This window comes from Candidatus Magnetaquiglobus sp. (assembly GCF_058402785.1).
Genome location: NZ_JBZVFG010000024.1, coordinates 23,621 through 41,148, shown reverse-complemented (window position 1 = coordinate 41,148; position 17,528 = coordinate 23,621). Strand labels below are relative to the sequence as shown.

The following is a 17,528-nucleotide window of genomic DNA, read 5'->3' as shown; positions in this document are numbered from 1 at the left end:
AAGCCGGGTACCCTGGCCGCCCGTGCCTGGATCAGGTATCCGGGCATGCCATGCGGGGTCAACCCTCCGGATCCGGGATGTTCTCATCCAGGATATAGTCGATGGTCTCGCGAATGCTGGTGGTGGTGTTGCGGAACTTGAGCCGCTTGAAGGCCTTGAGTCCCAGCGCCCGCACCCCCTCGGCCAGCAGGGCGTTCAAGAAGCTGTGCGGCGCGGACTCGACATCTGAAAAATCGAACACGATCACCTTGCCTTCGTGAATCGCCGGCATCAACCGTCGATCCTTGAACTGGATCGCCTCCTGCTTGTTTTCGGCGTAGCGGCCAAAATAGTTATGGATCACGATGGGATATTCGTGGGTCTGGCTTTCCCCGGCGCCGTTGGATCCCTCCTTGGCCGCCGCCTCGCGGAACTCGCTCAGCATGCGTTGCAGGTTCACTGTTTCGCCACTCTTGGACAACCGCATCATGATCAGCACGATCGTCCCCGGCCAGCGAGTCCGTCCGCCGGCTGGCGAAGGCCAGCCGGGGCAACCGTTGAAACAATCAATCCTCGAGGATATCCCCGCGCAGGGCGGATTTGTGGGCTACGGGCAGCACCCCCTCCTCGCCGTCGTCCGGGTTGTAGAAGGCGCGCACCGAGCCGACGCGGCCATAGCGTTCGAACAGACTGTTCCACCCCTTGACATACATGGGGCAGTCGTCGTTGAAGCAGACGAACATGAAGTCGCTGACGAAACCCATGCCGTCGCCACAGAAGTTGTGGCCGGCTGCGGCCCATTTCTTCATCGCCACGCCGCAGTGGGGACAGTCACAGGCGGTCAGGCCGATTTTTTTCTCCGCGGTCATCCAATCTTCTCCTCGATCCAGGCGGTGGCGAATGCCAAGGCCTCGTTGAGCGTTTCGGGACGGGTTCCGCCCCCCATCGCCATGTCGGGACGGCCCCCACCCTTGCCACCCACCTTGGGGGCCACCGCCCCCATCCAGTCGCCGGCCTTCACCCGTCCGGTCAGATCCTTGGTCACCCCGGCCAGCAGGCTCACCTTGCCCTCCTCGGGCAGTCCCAGAAAGAGCGCGCCGGAGCCGAGCTTGTCGCGCAGCCGGTCGGCCATCTCCCGCAACCCCTTGGCATCGACATCGTTCACCCGCGCCACCAGATAACGGACGCCGTTCTTCTCGCGGGCCTGGCCGAACAACTCGTCCACGGTCGAGCCGGCCAGGGCGGCCTTGGATTTCTCCAGCTCCCGCTCCAGCTCCGCGCGGCGGGCCAGGAGTTTTTCCACCCCGGTCAACGCCTCGCCGGGTGGGAGTTTCAACAAGCCGGCGATCTTGCGCAGCAGCTGGGCATCGGACTGGAAGCTCGTTCGTGCCGCCGCGCCGCACACCGCCTCGATGCGGCGCACCCCGGCAGCCACCGCCGCCTCGGAGACGATGCGCATCAGGCCGATATCCCCGGTGCGGGTCACATGGGTGCCGCCGCACAGCTCCATCGAGGGGCCGAGTCGCACCACCCGCACCCGGTCGCCGTACTTCTCGCCGAACAGGGCGGTGGCGCCCTGGGCGACCGCCTCCTCCGGGCTCATCACCTCGGTGACGCCGGCCTCGTTGGCCAGGATCCAGCCGTTCACCAGCCCCTCGACCCGTTCGATCTCGTCGCTGGTCAGGGCCTGGAAATGGGCGAAGTCGAAGCGCAGCCGTTCCGGTCCCACCAGCGAACCGGCCTGCTTGACGTGCTCCCCGAGCACCTGTCTCAGGGCCAGATGCAGCAGATGGGTGGCCGAGTGGTGCCAGCGGGTCGCCTGACGGCGCGCACCATCGACGACCAGATGGACCGCATCGCCGACATGCAGGGAGCCGCTCTCCACCCGCGCGGCATGGACGATCAGTTCGGGAATCGGACGGCGAGAGTCGGTCACCGAGGCGCGCGACTCGCCGATCGTGATCACCCCGGTGTCTCCCGTCTGTCCGCCCGACTCGCCGTAGAACGGGGTGACATCGCAGATCACGCTCCCCTCCTCGCCGGTGGCCAGGGTCAACACCCGCTCCTTGCCGCGCACCAGGGCGCGTATCCGTCCCGAGGCGCTCTCCTGGTCGTGGCCGACGAAATCCACCGGGCCGCCATCGGCCAGGATCTCGTGGTAGACCGCCGCCACCCCCTCATCTCCGGAGCCGGCCCAGGCGGCCCGCGCCATGGCCTTCTGACGCGCCATGCGCGCCTCGAACCCCTCCATGTCCAGTTCGATGCCGCGATCACGCAGGATGTCGGCGGTGAGATCCACCGGGAAGCCGTAGGTGTCGTAGAGGGTGAAGACCACCTCGCCGTCGAGCCGGTCGCCGGCGGAGAGGTTGGCCATGGCCCCATCCAGGAGTTTCATCCCCGAACCGAGGGTCAATACGAAGCGCCGCTCCTCGTTCTCGATCACCGCCTCGATGGCCGCGCGGCGCGCCATCAGCTCCGGGAAGATCGTGCCCATCCGCTCCACCAGGACCGGGACGAGGCGATGGAGAAACGGCTCTTCCATGCCCAGCAGGCGACCATGCCGCATCGCCCGGCGCATGATGCGGCGCAGGACGTACCCGCGTCCCTCGTTGGAAGGCAACACCCCGTCGGCGATCAGGAATCCCGCCGCGCGAACGTGGTCCGCGATCACTTGCAACGAGACGGTCTCCTTCGACCAGGCCGATGCTCCCCCGGAGGCGGGTGGGGCCACCGGGTGGCCGGTGAGGGTGGACGCGGCCCGCATCAGGGGTTGGAACAGATCCGAATCGTAGTTGTTGGTCCGACCCTGCATCACCACGGCCAGACGCTCCAGCCCGGCCCCGGTGTCGATGCAGGGGCGGGGCAGGGGGGTCATGGTGCCGTCCGCGGCCCGGTCGAACTGCATGAAGACCAGATTCCAGATCTCCACGAAGCGATCCCCGTCCTGATCCGGCGAACCGGGTGGTCCACCCGGAATGTGGTCGCCGTGGTCGTAGAAGATCTCCGAGCAGGGGCCGCAGGGACCGGTCGGGCCCATGGACCAGAAATTGTCGCTGGTGGCGATGCGGATGATCCGCTCCGCGGGCAGACCGAGTTTTTCGTGCCAGATGGCATACGCCTCGTTGTCTTCGGCGTAGACTGTCACCAGCAGCCGCTCGAGGGGCAGACCCAGCTCGCCGGTGACGAACTCCCAGGCCAGGGAGATCGCCTCCGCCTTGAAATAATCGCCGAAGGAGAAGTTGCCGAGCATCTCGAAAAAGGTGTGGTGACGGGCGGTGCGACCGACGTTTTCCAGGTCGTTGTGCTTGCCGCCGGCGCGCACGCACTTCTGAGAGCTGACCGCCCGCGTGTAGGCGCGTCGTTCCTGGCCCAGAAAGGTGGCCTTGAACTGGTTCATGCCGGCGTTGGTGAACAACAGGGTCGGGTCGTTGTCGGGCAGCAGGCTGGAGGAGGCCACCACCGTGTGTCCCTTGCGTTGAAAGAACGCCAAGAAGCGCTCGCGAATTTCGTCTGCCGTCATGGTTTCCTCGATCCATCCCATGCCAACTGGCGGCATGATCCTTGATGAAATGATCAACGCGCCCCTTTTTTGTCGAGGGGCGCGCGCCATACCTATGTTCGATCGTCTTCGTTCAGGGCCGCCGCGATCACCTCCGGCTCGAAGCCGCGCCGCAGCAGAAAGGCGTATCGTTTTTGTCGGTTGCGCCAGTCCGACGCGGGTTGCGCGCCGAATTTCTTTTCCACGACCCGACGGGCCTCGACCACCGGATCCCGGTCCGGCTCCTCCGGATCGCGCAGCGCCGCCGCGATCCATTCGGCCTCCACCCCCAGGCCGTGCAGCTCGGCGCGGATGCGCAACGGACCCCAACCCCGTTCGCGGCGCACCCGTGCGCGGGAAGCGGCGAAGGCCCGATCATCCAGATACCCCAAATCGTGGCAGCGCGCCAGGGTCGTTTCGATGGCCTCCGGCGCGACCCCCTCTCTTTCCAGGCGACGCCTGAGTTCGATCGTGCCGTAAGAGCGTCCGGTCAGCAGCCTCAGGGCCAGTCCATACCCGTCGCCGCGCCTGGACCCCTTGCGATCGTCGTCCGGAGAGGGCGCGTCGTCACACCCGTCCCGAACCGGTGCGTCACCGTTCAACGCCGCATTCCGCGCAGGCCGTAGACATAGGCCAACACCTCGGCCACGGCCTTGAAGAGATCATGGGGAATCACCCGGTCCAGATCCACATCCTTGAAGAGCGAACGAGCCAACGGCGGGTTCTCCACGATCGGCACCCGATGGCCCCTGGCCATTTCGCGGATCCGCTCGGCAACGTGTCCGCGTCCCTTGGCGATCACCTTGGGCGCGGCCATCTTGCCCTGCTGGTAGAGCAGGGCCACCGCCACATGGGTCGGGTTGGTGATCACCACATCCGCCTTGGGCACTTCGGCCATCATGCGACGCTGGGCCATTTCGCGCTGGATCTGCCGGATGCGGCTCTTGACCAGCGGATCGCCCTCCATCTGCTTGAGTTCGTCCTTGACCTCCTGCTTGGTCATGCGCAGGGATTTCATGTGTTCGTAGCGCTGATACATGAAATCGAACAGCGCGAAGGCCAGGAAGGCGAGCGATACCTTCCACAGCACCGACAAGGACTCCTTGCCCAGGGCCAAGGTGATCTGTTCGATGGAGGTGGCGGACCAGCCGAGGATCTCTTCCATGCTCCCCTTGATGGAATAATAGACCACCAGGGAGATCACCCCCATCTTGAGGATGGATTTGAACAGATCCACCAGGGAGCGTTTGGAGAAGAGTCGCTTGAGGCCGCTCCAGGGGTTGATCTTGGAGAATTTCGGCATCAACGGTTCCCAACTGAAGAGAAAACCGTGTTGGATCAGCGAGCCGAAGATGGCCATGAACACCAGAACGAGCATGAAGGGGGCCAGATCGATCAGCATGCCGATCAGTACGCCATCGAGCAGCACCGAGAGTCCGTGGTGGGTGAGATCGTCGCTGATGGCGCCGCTCAGGAAGAAGCGCATCTTCTCCTGGAAAGCGTTCCAGAGGGTTTCGCCGTGGAAGAAGAAAACGCCGGTGGCGCCCAGGAGCAGCAAGGCGGTGCCGACCTCGCGCGAGCTGGCCACCTGGCCCTTGTCGCGGGCATCGCCGAGTCGTTTGCCCGTGGGGTCTTCGGTTTTTGATTCGTTGTCGGCGTCTTCGGCCATGCACGACCCTTCCCGAACGGATGCTTGACGAGGATTGGTCGGCGATTCGGGGGTTCGGGCATCGGGATCGATCCGTGGAAGTCATTCCGCCGCGCGCCCGCGGATAAGACCGCGACCAACGGATTATTGTAACCCGGATTGATTGGTCTGGGAAGGGCGGGCGATCAAGGGGGGTGGGGCGATGGGGCAGCCACGGGTTCAGGGCCGGCTGGAGCGGCCTTGAACCCGTGGAATCACGCGGGGGGCTGGATCAGAAATCCTTGCTCAGGCCGAGAACAACCTGGTCGCGGGCCAGTCCGGGATCGACCGCCTGCCACACCTTGGCGCGGCGATCGGAGGTGTTCCAGGCCAGGGAGGCGTTGATGCCGAGCACCTCCTTGGAGAGGGAGACGGTGTAATCGTTGTAGAACTTGATCGATCCGCCCTCCGGGCTGTCGAAGTAATCGCCCCAGGAGCGTCCGAAGTGTCCGGCGATCTTGAAATCAGCCGGCAGCGGATAGGAGGCGGAGAGGTCCAGGTAGGAGGCGGAGTTGCTCAGCAGGGAACCGCCGAAGCTCGGCGAGTAGCTGTATTTGCCGTTGAGAGACAGCTTGACGGGGAGGGTGTACCCCAGGCCAAGATAGTATTCGTCGTAGTAGAGCTTCAGGCTTTTGTTCGCGCCCGGATAGGCGTAGTGGACGAATCCCAGGTCCACGTTGACCCCCTGGATTTCGCGCGCCCAGCCGATGGCCGGGTCGAGTTCCATGTAGGGGCTGTCCGTGCCGGGAGGCATGATGAACCGGACATTGCTTCCGAACAGGGAGGCGTAGATGCCGCTCGGCTCGTGGGTGATCTTGCCGGTGGCCTGCACGACCGGATTGTGTTTGTTGTTGGAGACCCCGCGGGAAACATAGTCGGTCAGGGCCGTCACGTTGGCGTTCAGGACAAAGCCCGACCCGAGCCTGATGCCGGTGGCAGAGGGTTCCGCCTCGGCGGCGGGGGCGCCGTTGCCGGGGGCGGTGATCCGCTCCTCGGCCACGGCGGATCCAGCGCCAACCATCAGACAGGCACCCAGGACGGGCAGCCATGAGTTGTTCATGGGATATCTCCTTGGAATGACGGTAAATGTAGTGGTGATCCAATTCGTTGCGGCGCAGTGGCCGGGCATGGTCTGGCATTGGAAAATGCATTTTTCGGGCCAGTTGCGAGTTTTTTCGATCCAGGGACCAGGATGGTCCGCCAGACCGGCATGAACGGAAACAACCGTCATTTTTCCGGTGGCGCGTTGCGGGGGCGCGGCGGGCCGTGGCGAAAAAGGGTTTTCTTCAGGAAGGGGGAGAGGCTAGGATGTACCGCGAGACAACGGGCCAGACATCAGCCACCAGAGCCATCAGGTTTGCGCGGGAGGCGCATCGCGACGACATGAATTCCCTGCCCACTTCGGACGATCTGTCCGCGCGCCGGCAACGGCTCGACGAGACGCTGCGCGGTCTGGAACGGGTTCTGGTGGCCTTCTCCGGCGGGGTGGACAGCGCCTATCTGGTCGCGGCGGTGCATGCGGCGGGGATCCCCTATGTGGCGGTCACGGCCAATTCGCTCACCATGCCGGCCCGGGACCTGGAGGATGCGCTGGCCCTGGTGAGCCGGTTCGGCTGGCGCCACCGCCTGATCGAAAGCGGCGAGATGTCCGACCCGGCGTTCACCCGCAACGCGCCGGACCGCTGCTTTCATTGCAAGAACGATCTGTTCGGTCGCCTGACCGAATTGGCCGCGCGGGAAGGGTTCGCCCACGTCCTGGACGGCAGCACCCTGGACGATCTGGACGACTACCGACCTGGCATGCGGGCCAAACGACACCATGCCGTGGTCAGTCCGCTCATGGAGGCCGGTCTCTCCAAGGGGGACGTGCGGGCGTTGTCCCGCGCGGCGGGATTGCCCACCTGGGACAAGCCGGCATCGCCATGCCTCTCCTCGCGCATCCCCTACGGCGAGCCGATCCTTCCGGAGTCCCTGCGCATGGTGGAGACCGCCGAGCAGGGGTTGCGCACCCTGGGATTCACCACCCTGCGGGTGCGCAAACAGGGACAGACCGCGCGCATCGAACTGCCGGTGGAGCAGATCCCGCGCCTGCTCGACGAGACGTTGCGCCAGGAGGTGATCCGTCTGGTGCGCGGTTGCGGCTTCGGGTTCGTCGCCCTGGATCTGGAAGGGTTCTCGAGCGGCAAGCTCAACCGGGTGATCCCCCTCGTTCAGCGCGTGGAGGCGTCGTCGTCGCTCCCGGACTCCGCCGCGCCGTCGCCCGCCGTCCCGCCGTTCGGCTCCTGAGCCGCGTCGGTCAGCACCTTGCGCAGATACTCCTCGACCGGCATGCCCAAGGCATCGGCCTGGCGTATCAACCGTTCCACCACCGCGTCATCGACGTGACGCACCCGCAGATGTCCCATGGTTCTCTCTCCTGAATTCAAGTCGGCCCGGTGCGTGAATGGTTTCCGCATGGGCAAGGTTAAGCATGGAGACGCGCACCCTGTCAACCTCGGCATGTAAAGTTTTTTTTGCCTGGCCCTCTTGACGCTTTCCGACGAATGCTTACATATCACCTCGGAATCCCGAAGGAACCAAAACCGTATCTCGCCAAGGATCGGGACTCCCCCGCGCTGTTACATCAGCCCGGCCCCGTGCTCCTTTGTCGATGGATGCCCGTGGCCATTGTGGATTATCGTAAGGTACAACCGTCATAACGTCTTTGTGGAGAAATCAGCATGCTGAAATCGAAATTGCGTCCGCTGCATGATCGCGTCGTCGTCAAGCGCACCGAAGAGGAGAAAAAAACCGCCGGTGGCATCATCATCCCGGATACCGCCAAGGAAAAGCCGATCCAGGGTGAAGTCCTGGCCGTGGGCAAAGGTGCGATCCAGGAGAGCGGCAAACACCGTCCCATGGATGTGAAGGTGGGCGACATCGTGCTGTTCGCCAAATATGCCGGTACCGAGGTGAAGCTCGATGGCGAAGAGCTTCTCATCATGCGCGAAACCGACATCATGGGCGTCATCGGTTGATCCTCGGGATCCCGGAATTTCGACGACCCAACGAGTTTCATCAACGACACACCTAATTTTGGGAAGGTAACGAGAGATGGCGGCTAAAGATGTGAAATTCGGTGAAAACGCCCGTGCCAGGATGCTGGCCGGCGTCAATGTGCTGGCCAACGCGGTCAAGGTGACCCTCGGCCCCAAGGGCCGCAACGTGGTGCTGGACAAGTCCTGGGGCGCCCCGCGCGTCACCAAGGATGGCGTGAGCGTGGCCAAGGAGATCGAACTCGAGGACAAGTTCGAGAACATGGGCGCGCAGATGCTCAAGGAGGTCGCCTCCAAGACCTCCGACGAGGCGGGTGACGGCACCACCACCGCCACCGTCCTGGCCCAGAGCCTGATCCGCGAAGGGATGAAGGCCGTGGCCGCGGGCATGAACCCCATGGATCTCAAGCGCGGCATCGACGCGGCGGTCGAGGCCGTGGTCGTGGCGCTCAAGAATGCCTCCAAGGAGATCACCAGCTCCGAGGAAGTGGCCCAGGTCGGCACCATCTCCTCGAACAACGATGTCGAGGTCGGCAAGATGATCGCCGAGGCCATGGACAAGGTTGGCAAACAGGGCGTGATCACCGTCGAGGAGAACAAGATGCTCGAAACCACCCTGGAGGTGGTCGAGGGGATGCAGTTCGATCGCGGCTACCTGTCGCCCTACTTCGTCACCAACGCCGAGAAGATGCAGGTGGAGATGGAAGATCCCCTCATCCTCCTGGTCGAGAAGAAGGTCAGCAATCTCCAACAGATCCTGCCGGTGCTCGAGGGCGTGGTCCAATCCTCCCGTCCGCTTTTGATCGTCGCCGAGGATGTCGAGGGCGAGGCCCTGGCCACTCTGGTGGTCAACAAGCTGCGCGGCGGCCTGAAAGTGTGCGCGGTCAAGGCTCCCGGCTTCGGCGATCGTCGCAAGGCGATGCTGGAGGATATCGCCATCCTCACCGGTGGCACCGTGGCCTCCGAGGATGTGGGCGTGAAGCTCGAGAATGTCTCCGTGGACATGCTGGGCAGCGCCAAGTCGATCATCATCACCAAGGATGACACCACCATCGTCGATGGCGTCGGTTCCCAGCAGGATATCAAGGCCCGGGTCAACCAGATCAAGGCCCAGATGGAAGACACCACCTCCGACTACGACCGCGAGAAGCTGCAAGAGCGTCTGGCCAAGCTGGCCGGTGGCGTGGCGGTGTTGAAGGTGGGGGGCGCCACCGAGGTCGAGGTGAAGGAGCGCAAGGATCGGGTCGAAGATGCGCTGCATGCCACCCGCGCCGCCGTGGAAGAGGGGATCGTGCCGGGTGGTGGCGTGGCCCTGCTGCGCGCCCGCGCCGCCCTGGAGAACCTCCAGGTGGCCAACGCCGATCAGAAGGTGGGTGTGGCCATCGTGCGTCGCGCCCTGGAAGAGCCGGTGCGCATCATCGCCGAGAACGCCGGTGCCGAGGGTTCGGTGGTGGTCAGCAAGATCCTGGAGAACAATCGTCCGTCGTTCGGCTTCGACGCCTCCAAGGATGAGTACACCGATCTGGTGGCCCGCGGCGTGATCGATCCGACCAAGGTGAGCCGGCATGCCCTGCAAGCTGCGGCCTCCGTGGCCGGTCTGATGATCACCACCGAGGCGATGGTCGCCGAACTGCCCAAGAAGGATGCCGCGCCGGCCATGCCGGGTGGCGGTGGCATGGGCGGCATGGGTGACATGGGGATGTAACTTGCATGAGGGGGTGAGGGGGTCCTCCCCGTACCCCGCGGATCTCCGGGGAACGCCCGTCAGGGCGTTCCCTGCCAAAAAATAAAGCACCCCCGGTTGCATCCTGGCCGGGGGTGCTTTATTTTAGGGGTTCCGCTCCAGACCAGGCAGTACGGTCCCGCGAACGCTTTTCAATACCCTTGACCGGAGAAATCGCCAAGATGGCCATCTTCAATCTGCTCGTCGTCGGATTCGTTGTCTGGGTCTTTGCCAAGGCCATCGGGGCCGGCATGAAGCAAGACTCCACGGACCGTTATTTCCAGACCGTCAAGATCAAGACCGGCAAGAAGTTTCACAACTTCTTCGGGGTTCCGAACGCCAACTTCAAGTGACCCGCGCGTCCACTCCCCACGCCATGGACACGGCCCGCATGATCTACGCCGACAGCGAATCGTCGGCGGATCTCTATTATGCCACCCGGTTCTTCGCTCCGGATCCGTTTCTCTATCTGCGCGATCCCTCGGGTCGTGATCACGTCGTGGTCACCGCCCTGGAGGTGGATCGCGCCCGCCGCACCGCGCGGGTCGATCGGGTCCACGAGTGGAGCCAGATCAAATCCCGCTGGCAGGAGCGGCATCCCGACCAGAGCGCCACCACCGAGGCGCTGACCCTGTTCCTGCTGGCCGAACTCGGCATCCAACGGCTCGCCACCCCCGACGATTTCCCTTTGCTGATGGCCGATCGGCTGCGCGAGGCCGGGATCGAACTGATCCCGGAAAGCGGCCCCTTCTGGCCGGAACGGGCCATCAAGCGCGCCGAGGAGATCGCCCACATCGAGGCGGCCCTCGAGGTGACCGCGATGGGGATGCAGGCCGGCATCGAGATGATCGCCGGGGCTGCCATCGGCGCGGACGGGATCCTCTGGTCCGGTGGCGCGCCGCTGACCAGCGAGCGGGTGCGTGGCGAGATCCATGCCCGGCTGGTGCGCGAGGGGGCCTCGCCGCGTCACACCATCGTCGCCGGCGGTCCCCAGGGAGCCGATCCCCACGAGGAGGGACACGGGGTGTTGCGCGCCTCGCAATCGATCATCCTCGACATCTTTCCGCGCATGGAGAGGAGCGGCTACTGGGGCGACATGACCCGAACGGTTTGCAAGGGGCGGGCTCCGGAGCGGCTGCGTGCCCTGTGGGACGCGGTGAAGGCGGCCCAGGAGCTGGCTTTCGAGCGGATTGGCGATCAGGTTTCGGGTCTGGCCGTGCATCAGGCGGTCACCGATTCGATGACCCGTGCAGGCTTCGTCACCGGCATCGACGAGGCCGGACGCCAGATCGGTTTCTTTCATGGCACCGGCCACGGTCTGGGGTTGGAGATCCACGAAGCCCCGCGCATCGGCGGCAAGGATCAAACCCTGCTCACCGGTCATGTGGTCACCGTGGAGCCGGGGCTCTACTATCCGGATCTGGGGGGGGCGCGGCTGGAGGATGTGGTGGTGGTCGAGGCCCACGGCTGCCGCAATCTGACGCGGTTTCCCAAATTCCTCGAGGTTTGATTTGTCCTCGACCCTCGTTCTGGTCCACGGCTGGGGCTTCGGTGCCGGGGTCTGGCGTCCGGTGCGGCGCGGACTCCAGACCCGCTCCCTCCACGCCCTGGATCTCGGCTTTTATCATCCGGCCCGGACCGCGCTCCCGACCGGAGATGATTTCATCGCCATCGGCCATTCGCTGGGTTTTCTCTGGCTGACCCGACACCTGCTCCTCGAACCGGAGCTGGCCGCCCGCTGTCGTGGTCTGATCGCGATCAATGGTTTTTGTCGCTTCGCGCGCTCCCTGGATTTTCCGGCGGGTGTGGCTCCGCGTATCCTGGAACGGATGGTCTCTCGTCTGAGGATCGATCCCCGGACCGTATTGAGCGATTTTCAACGACAGGGGGGGCTGGATACCCCGCTGAACCTGCCGGCCACCCTGAATGCCCACGCCCTGGCTCAGGGGCTCTCCTGGTTGGCCGAGTGGGACAGTCGCGCACTGCTTCCGGCGTGGAACAAGCCGCTCCTGGTGATCGCCAGTCGGGATGATCGGGTGGTGACGCCGGAGATGGTGCTTCAACAGTTTCAGCCCGGCGCGTTCACGACCCTGGAGTGGTGCGAGGAGGGTGGCCATCTGCTCCCCTTGACCCGACCCGAGTGGATCGCCGCGTGCATCGATGCCTTCGCGCGTCGGCATGGGGCGTCATGAGCGGCGGCGCTCCGGTGACCCGAGCCTTCGACGCGGCGGCCTCCCGGTATGAGGCGCACGCCGCTCCCCAGGCCCACGCAGCGGCGCGGCTGGCGGCGCGATTGTCGGAACTCCCTTTGCCCGAGGCGCCGCGGATTCTGGAGATCGGCTGCGGGACCGGATTTCTGACCCGACACCTGGCGAGTCTCCACCCCAGGGCCACGATTCTGGCCACCGACCGTTCGCTGGCGATGTTGCGCGTGGCTCGTGCCAACCTGGCCGGTCATGGGCAGATATCCTTTGCGGCCATGGATGGGGAGCGGCTCGCGGCAGGTGGTGGATTCGATCTGATCACCGCCAATCTCGCCTGGCAGTGGTTTTTCGATCCCTTCGAGGCGGTGGAGCGCTGTCGGGCCTTGCTCAATCCGGGGGGATGGCTTGCCTTTTCCACCCTCGGGGAGGCGAATTTCGCCGAGTGGCGCGCCCTCTGCACCGCCCGCGGCCTGCCCCACGGTCTGCGCGACTATCCGAGCCTGGCCGCGTGGCGCAGCCGTTTTCCCGCGCCATGCCTCATCACCGAGGAGCGCCATCCCACCACCTACCCCTCCGCTCTGGCGTTCCTGCGCGCCCTGCGCGCCATCGGCGCCCAGGCCCCGGCCAGCGGCCACCGACCGGCCCCGGCTGGCGCCCTGCGTCGGGTGTTGCGCGGGCAGCGGGCGGGATTTCAGGCGACCTACCAGATGGTGTATTTATGGGTGTGTGCCCGCAAATGACAGGAATCCCGGATGTCGAAGTGAATCAGAACGGGGTGGCGTGATACAGCTCCCCGTGGACCGCGGGCGAGTCGGCGGCGGACAAGGTGAGAAAAATCCCGGTGATGCTCTCCGGAGTCGGGAGGGTGGCGGGGTTGTCGCCGGGAAAGACCTTGGTGCGCAGCGCGGTGGCCATGGGACCGGGATCCACCGCCACCATGCGCACCGGGCTGTTGGGGGTTTCGGCGGCCCAGCAGCGGGTCATCTGCCAGAGGGCCGCCTTGGAGGCGGCATACGAACCGCGAAACGGGGTGGCTTCCATGGCCTCGCGACAGATCACCTGGATCACCACGCCGGCGTCGCTCTTCTTGAGCAGGGGCATCATCTCGCGGGTCAGGAAGAATGGCGCGGTGGCGTTCACCCGCAGCACCGTCTCCCAATCCGCCGGGCAGTGCAGCTCCATGGGGGTGCGTGGTCCGATCTGGGCCGCCGCGTTGATCAGCACATCCAGCCGACCGAACCGTTCGAACAGCGCCTTGGCCACTTCGGGCACGCGATGCAGATCGCTTTCCAGGTTCAGGGGGACGATCCCGGCCTCGCCGCCCGCGGCGCGGATGAGATCATCGGTTTGTTTCAGCGGTTTCTGGCGGCTGCCGAGCAGGAAAACCCGCGCGCCGGCGTTCGCGCAGGCGATCGAGACGGCCCGGCCCAGGCCGGAGCCGGCCCCGGTGATCAGGATGATGCGATTGTCCAGCGACATCTCAAGACTCCCTTCCAACAGTGCGGGACCCCACAACTGGCGGGGTCCAGGGGCCAATGGCCCCTGGTGGGATCCAAGGGCAAAGTCCTTGGGACTTTGCTTTTGCCTTGCGCGCGCGTTCACGATACGTGATTTTTTGCGTCTTTTGCGAAAAATCGCTTTTTTTGAAGAGCGCGCTGAAAGCCTGAAGTCAACAGAAACGGCAAAAAATAAAGAAAATCAAATCACTGGGAGAGGAATCTCCCGGACGCGCTCTTTTTTTAACGGTAAGAACGATACATTCCAAACTGGGGGCGGTTTGAAAGCAACGCATTCCCTTCCGCGCCTTACAACGCCTTGCGAATACGCCGCAACTCGTTGAGCTTGCCCACCTCGAAAGCCGACAACAGACGGGCGTTCTCCGGGGTGGGATCGTGGTAGTAGGCACGCAGCAACCGCAACCGCTCCACCTCCGCCGGAGTGAGCGGCGGTTCCCAGGGATGGATCACCAGCCAGTCGGCGGCGATGCGCACCAATTTTTCCTGAATCGGAAACTCCCGGTAGGAGAGGATCTTTCTCCCGCCCGAACCCCAGATCCCCTGTCCGACGAACCGCTCTCCCCCGCCATTCGACGAGACCCCACCACCACGCCAGCCGACCCAGCTCAACGGACGACCCGCGTCCCGATACCCCTCCCAGCGTACCACCCGATCGCCGACCACGCGACCCGGAGAGTCCAGCACAACCATTTTCTCTTGCAACCAGGCCACCAAAATTACATGATGAACGGCGTTGGTGGGCGAGGGGGCCAGTGTCACCAAGCGAAGATGTTTTTCTGAAAAGCCGCTCTCGTCGAGCAACAACATCTTGGCGATGGCGTAATCCTCGCAGTCCCCGCCGTCGCGGTAGGCATCGACCGGGGCCAGCCAGATGTTCTCCGGATCGTCCTGATAACGGATGCGGCGGTTCACCCGGTCCTGAACCGCCTGCAAGCGGTCCGGCATGGGCAAGGCGCGTACCTCGTCCAGATCCTCGGCCCACGAAGCGGGCTTGGCCTGGGCGTGGCGGTTGAACACCCGCGCCCATTTTTCGCTGCGTCCGGTGTCGTCCGCGCGCGAGGCGCTCTCCTGGAACAGCCGCATCAGCGGTGAAACCCGCTCCGGGTCGCCGGCCTCGGATGTGGGGAGCGGCAGACCCGCGACGATGAGAAGTGCATAAACGACCGAACGCCACCCCATGGCATTCTCCACCCGAACCCGAGGTTTTCGCGATGAGCGCCGATTCCCAACCCGTCACCTTCCACCCGGAACCCCAACGCCCGAAACTGGGCGTGGGGCTCGGTTATACCGTCTCGTTGGAGTTCGAGGCGATCTCCCTGCCCCCCTTCAAGGATATCCTGGTCCTGGCCAAGAAGTGCCCGGTGGGGATGATCGGCATCAGCAAGTGTCTGGGACTGATCGCCCCGGACGGCTTCGAACTCCACGAGGTGGAAGACCCGGTGGTCGAGGCGATCCTGATCAACAAGCAGATCACCAGACGCCTGCCCTTGTCAACCGTGCTCGATATTCTGCGTGCCCGGGTCTTTCCCTACATCTCCCGTGGCGAACTCATGAGCATCGATTTTCATGTGCGTCTGCGTCACTACCGCATCGAGGGAACCTTGCTGCCCGATGACGACCATTGAGCCCTTGATCCGTTTCCATTCGTGCGTGGTCGAACCTTTCGCCGGGGTCGAGGCCGTGGAGGAGCTGTTGTTGCGTCAAGGTTTTCTGGTGGTGATGGATGGCGCGTCGTTCCTGGGGCTGCTCGTGGTCGAAGATATTTTGGAGTGGCGTCACACCCTGGTGATCGACTGCGTGCGCCCCAAGCCGACCATTGGACCTGGCGAGTCGCTGCGACGCGCTTTCGGATTGATGCAGCGTTACCGTTTGCCGGTGCTGCCGGTGGTGGAACGCGAACGTTTCATCGGCGTGGTGACCCAAACGGCCCTTTTGGAGCATCTGGCCGATCGGGGGGACTCCTTCGAACGACGCATCGCCGCCCATGCGCGCGAACTCTGGTCCCTGAACCAGTCCCTGACCGCCGAGATCTCGTTGCGCAAACGCGCCGAAAACCGCGCCCGTGCGGCCAATCGCGCCAAAAGCCGCTTTCTGGCCGATGTCAGCCATGAAATCCGCACCCCGTTGCATGTGGTGGTCGGGCTTTGTCAGCGTCTCGGGGAGCAGGCGACCCGGATCGACCGCGATACGCTGGTGGGTCAGTTGCGTCGCATCCAGGAGGCGGGCGAGCATCTGTTCGGCCTGGTGGAACGGATGCTCGATCTGGCGCGCATCGAGGCGGGTCTGGTGACGGTCCGGCCCGAGCCGCTGGAGCCGGCCCGTTTCCTGGAGGATCTGAGCATCTGGTTCGTGCCGGAGGCTCGTGTTCGGGGCAATCGTCTGGAACTGAGGGTGGATGGGGGGATCGGCACGGTGCTGGCCGATCCGTTGCGTCTGCGTCAGGTGCTGTTCAACCTTCTGGCCAATGCCAACCGTCACACCGATCGGGGGGAGATCACCCTCGCGCTTGAGCTGGTGACGGCGGATGCCGGGCGCCGGGTGTTGCGTTTTCAGGTGGAGGATACCGGTTGCGGCATCCCGGCTGAGCGGATGGAGACCCTGTTCGAACCGTTCGTGCTGGGTGCCGGGGGTCAGGGCGACGCGACCGGGGGCAACGGGTTGGGATTGGCCCTGAGCCGCGCCCTGGTCGAGGCGATGGGCGGCGCGATCGAGGTGACCAGCCATCCGGGGGAGGGGAGTTGTTTCTCCTTTGTCCTCGACTGTCCGATCGCGTCCAGATCCGACCGGGCGACGGATCCGTCCTCCGAGGCGTTCGTCGTGGCGCCGATGACCCTGTTGTTGATCGAGGATGATCGCCTGAGCCGCGCCTACATGCGTGAGCTGCTTGTCGCGGAGGGGCATCGGGTGGTCGAGTCCGGGGATTCCGGTCAGGATCCGTTATCCGCGTTCGGTGCGGAAGCGATCGATCTGGTGCTGACCGATTTGCGTCTGGACAATCGGGATGGGGTGGAAATCATTCGCGCCCTGCGCGCCTTGCCGGATGCGCGGCTGGCGCGGGTGCCGATCGTGGTGTTGACCGCCGATACGCGTCCAGAGCGGCATCAGGCGGCGCTGGAGGCGGGCGCCTGGGAGGTGCTCACCAAGCCGCTCCCTCCCGATGGTCTGCGTGCCGCCCTGGCGCGGATTCAGAAAGAGAGGCCGGATCAGGCGGGCGGCGGGGATCCACCGTCGCGTTCGACGGTCTTGTTGGATGCTGCCCTGCTCGATGCCGGAGTGCGAACCCTGGGCCGGGAGCGGTTTCTGGCGATCTGTGTCCAGTATGGCGACACCGAGGCGCGGGGACGCCTCGAGTTGGCAGAGGCCCTGGCCCGCTCCGATTGGCCCGCCATGCGTCGGGTGTTGCATCGGATCAGCGGCAGTGCCGCCCATCTGGGCATGAAGGCGCTGGTGGCGCATGCCGGAGCGTGGATCGAAAGGCTTGGGGCGCGGATGCCCGAGGATCAAAGCGGGAGGCTCGCGGCCTTCGATGCCTTGTCGAAACGGTCGCTGGAGGCGCTGGAGCGCTGGATGGCCGAGATGCGGGAGCGGGGTGATTGACGGAGCGGGCGAGTTCTGAATCACCCTGGATCCGGCAGGGGAGAACCCCCTCATCCCCATCATGCAAGGGATACGAATTTTTTTGGGGGGATCCGCGGAGGGTTTCCTGGGGGAGTGCCCCGTCATGCGAAGAGACATAAAGCGTGGCTGGGCCGCCAGGATTCGAACCTGGGGATACCGGAATCAAAATCCGGGGCCTTACCGCTTGGCGACGGCCCATTATGGAAAGCCATCCTACACCATCCGAC

Annotated in this window: 18 protein-coding genes and 1 tRNA gene; 9 read left to right on the top strand and 10 right to left on the bottom strand. The window is 64.5% G+C overall.

The genetic code is table 11. The features are described 5' to 3' along the window. Positions 1-58: 58 nt before the first annotated feature. The 6 genes from ACV4UY_RS09740 to ACV4UY_RS09715 all read right to left on the bottom strand — a co-directional run bounded on the left by ACV4UY_RS09740 (position 59) and on the right by ACV4UY_RS09715 (position 6,264). Positions 59-469, bottom strand: coding sequence for an STAS-like domain-containing protein (locus ACV4UY_RS09740; RefSeq protein ID WP_491607408.1), 411 nt, complete (start codon positions 467-469; stop codon positions 59-61). A 76-nt stretch (positions 470-545) separates the two neighbouring features. Next, positions 546-848, bottom strand: a complete 303-nt coding sequence (locus ACV4UY_RS09735) for a hypothetical protein (RefSeq protein ID WP_491607407.1) — start codon at positions 846-848, stop codon at positions 546-548. Beyond that, positions 845-3,499, bottom strand: a complete 2,655-nt coding sequence (alaS, locus tag ACV4UY_RS09730) for an alanine--tRNA ligase (protein ID WP_491607406.1) — start codon at positions 3,497-3,499, stop codon at positions 845-847. Before alaS ends, ACV4UY_RS09735 begins: the two co-directional genes overlap by 4 nt. 92 nt (positions 3,500-3,591) lie before the next feature. Then, positions 3,592-4,119 (bottom strand): regulatory protein RecX, encoded by a 528-nt coding sequence (locus tag ACV4UY_RS09725; protein WP_491607405.1) that lies wholly within the window; start codon positions 4,117-4,119, stop codon positions 3,592-3,594. Then, on the bottom strand, positions 4,116-5,186 hold the full coding sequence (gene flhB / locus ACV4UY_RS09720; protein ID WP_491607404.1) for a flagellar biosynthesis protein FlhB: 1,071 nt from the start codon (positions 5,184-5,186) through the stop codon (positions 4,116-4,118). Before flhB ends, ACV4UY_RS09725 begins: the two co-directional genes overlap by 4 nt. Before the next feature lie 250 nt (positions 5,187-5,436). Continuing rightward, entirely contained in the window at positions 5,437-6,264 is an 828-nt protein-coding gene (locus ACV4UY_RS09715; protein ID WP_491607403.1) for a TorF family putative porin, read from the bottom strand. A 323-nt stretch (positions 6,265-6,587) separates the two neighbouring features. On the opposite strand from ACV4UY_RS09715, the gene larE reads away from it, so the two are divergent. Beyond that, a complete protein-coding gene (gene larE, locus ACV4UY_RS09710; RefSeq protein WP_491607402.1) occupies positions 6,588-7,490 on the top strand; it encodes an ATP-dependent sacrificial sulfur transferase LarE in 903 nt (300 codons plus the stop codon). Here the strand turns inward: larE and ACV4UY_RS09705 are convergent. Next, positions 7,415-7,609, bottom strand: coding sequence for a hypothetical protein (locus tag ACV4UY_RS09705; protein ID WP_491607401.1), 195 nt, complete (start codon positions 7,607-7,609; stop codon positions 7,415-7,417). The two genes, larE and ACV4UY_RS09705, sit on opposite strands and share 76 nt — an antisense overlap. Before the next feature lie 315 nt (positions 7,610-7,924). On the opposite strand from ACV4UY_RS09705, the gene groES reads away from it, so the two are divergent. The 6 genes from groES to ACV4UY_RS09675 all read left to right on the top strand — a co-directional run bounded on the left by groES (position 7,925) and on the right by ACV4UY_RS09675 (position 12,906). Then, entirely contained in the window at positions 7,925-8,221 is a 297-nt protein-coding gene (groES, locus tag ACV4UY_RS09700; protein ID WP_420906557.1) for a co-chaperone GroES, read from the top strand. Positions 8,222-8,297: 76 nt separating this feature from the next. After that, entirely contained in the window at positions 8,298-9,944 is a 1,647-nt protein-coding gene (gene groL / locus ACV4UY_RS09695; protein WP_491607400.1) for a chaperonin GroEL, read from the top strand. 200 nt (positions 9,945-10,144) lie between these two features. After that, on the top strand, positions 10,145-10,315 hold the full coding sequence (locus tag ACV4UY_RS09690; protein ID WP_491607399.1) for a hypothetical protein: 171 nt from the start codon (positions 10,145-10,147) through the stop codon (positions 10,313-10,315). A 38-nt stretch (positions 10,316-10,353) separates the two neighbouring features. After that, entirely contained in the window at positions 10,354-11,472 is a 1,119-nt protein-coding gene (locus ACV4UY_RS09685) for a M24 family metallopeptidase (RefSeq protein ID WP_491607398.1), read from the top strand. Between the two features lies 1 nt (position 11,473). Next, entirely contained in the window at positions 11,474-12,154 is a 681-nt protein-coding gene (locus tag ACV4UY_RS09680) for an alpha/beta fold hydrolase (protein ID WP_491607397.1), read from the top strand. Continuing rightward, complete coding sequence (locus ACV4UY_RS09675; RefSeq protein WP_491607396.1) at positions 12,151-12,906, top strand: methyltransferase; 756 nt, start codon at positions 12,151-12,153, stop codon at positions 12,904-12,906. The genes ACV4UY_RS09680 and ACV4UY_RS09675 overlap by 4 nt, the downstream gene beginning before the upstream one ends. A gap of 25 nt (positions 12,907-12,931) precedes the next feature. Here the strand turns inward: ACV4UY_RS09675 and ACV4UY_RS09670 are convergent, their stop codons facing one another. Both ACV4UY_RS09670 and ACV4UY_RS09665 read right to left on the bottom strand, forming a co-directional pair. Then, entirely contained in the window at positions 12,932-13,645 is a 714-nt protein-coding gene (locus ACV4UY_RS09670) for an SDR family NAD(P)-dependent oxidoreductase (RefSeq protein WP_491607395.1), read from the bottom strand. A gap of 326 nt (positions 13,646-13,971) precedes the next feature. Then, positions 13,972-14,862 (bottom strand): transglutaminase-like cysteine peptidase, encoded by an 891-nt coding sequence (locus tag ACV4UY_RS09665; RefSeq protein WP_491607394.1) that lies wholly within the window; start codon positions 14,860-14,862, stop codon positions 13,972-13,974. Positions 14,863-14,894: 32 nt separating this feature from the next. Here ACV4UY_RS09665 and ACV4UY_RS09660 point away from each other — a divergent pair, with 32 nt between their 5' ends. Next, positions 14,895-15,308, top strand: coding sequence for a hypothetical protein (locus ACV4UY_RS09660; protein ID WP_491607393.1), 414 nt, complete (start codon positions 14,895-14,897; stop codon positions 15,306-15,308). Further along, positions 15,295-17,280, top strand: coding sequence for an ATP-binding protein (locus ACV4UY_RS09655; RefSeq protein ID WP_491607392.1), 1,986 nt, complete (start codon positions 15,295-15,297; stop codon positions 17,278-17,280). Before ACV4UY_RS09660 ends, ACV4UY_RS09655 begins: the two co-directional genes overlap by 14 nt. 144 nt (positions 17,281-17,424) lie before the next feature. Here the strand turns inward: ACV4UY_RS09655 and ACV4UY_RS09650 are convergent. Beyond that, positions 17,425-17,499: transfer RNA gene (locus ACV4UY_RS09650), tRNA-Gln, on the bottom strand. Positions 17,500-17,528: the final 29 nt, after the last annotated feature.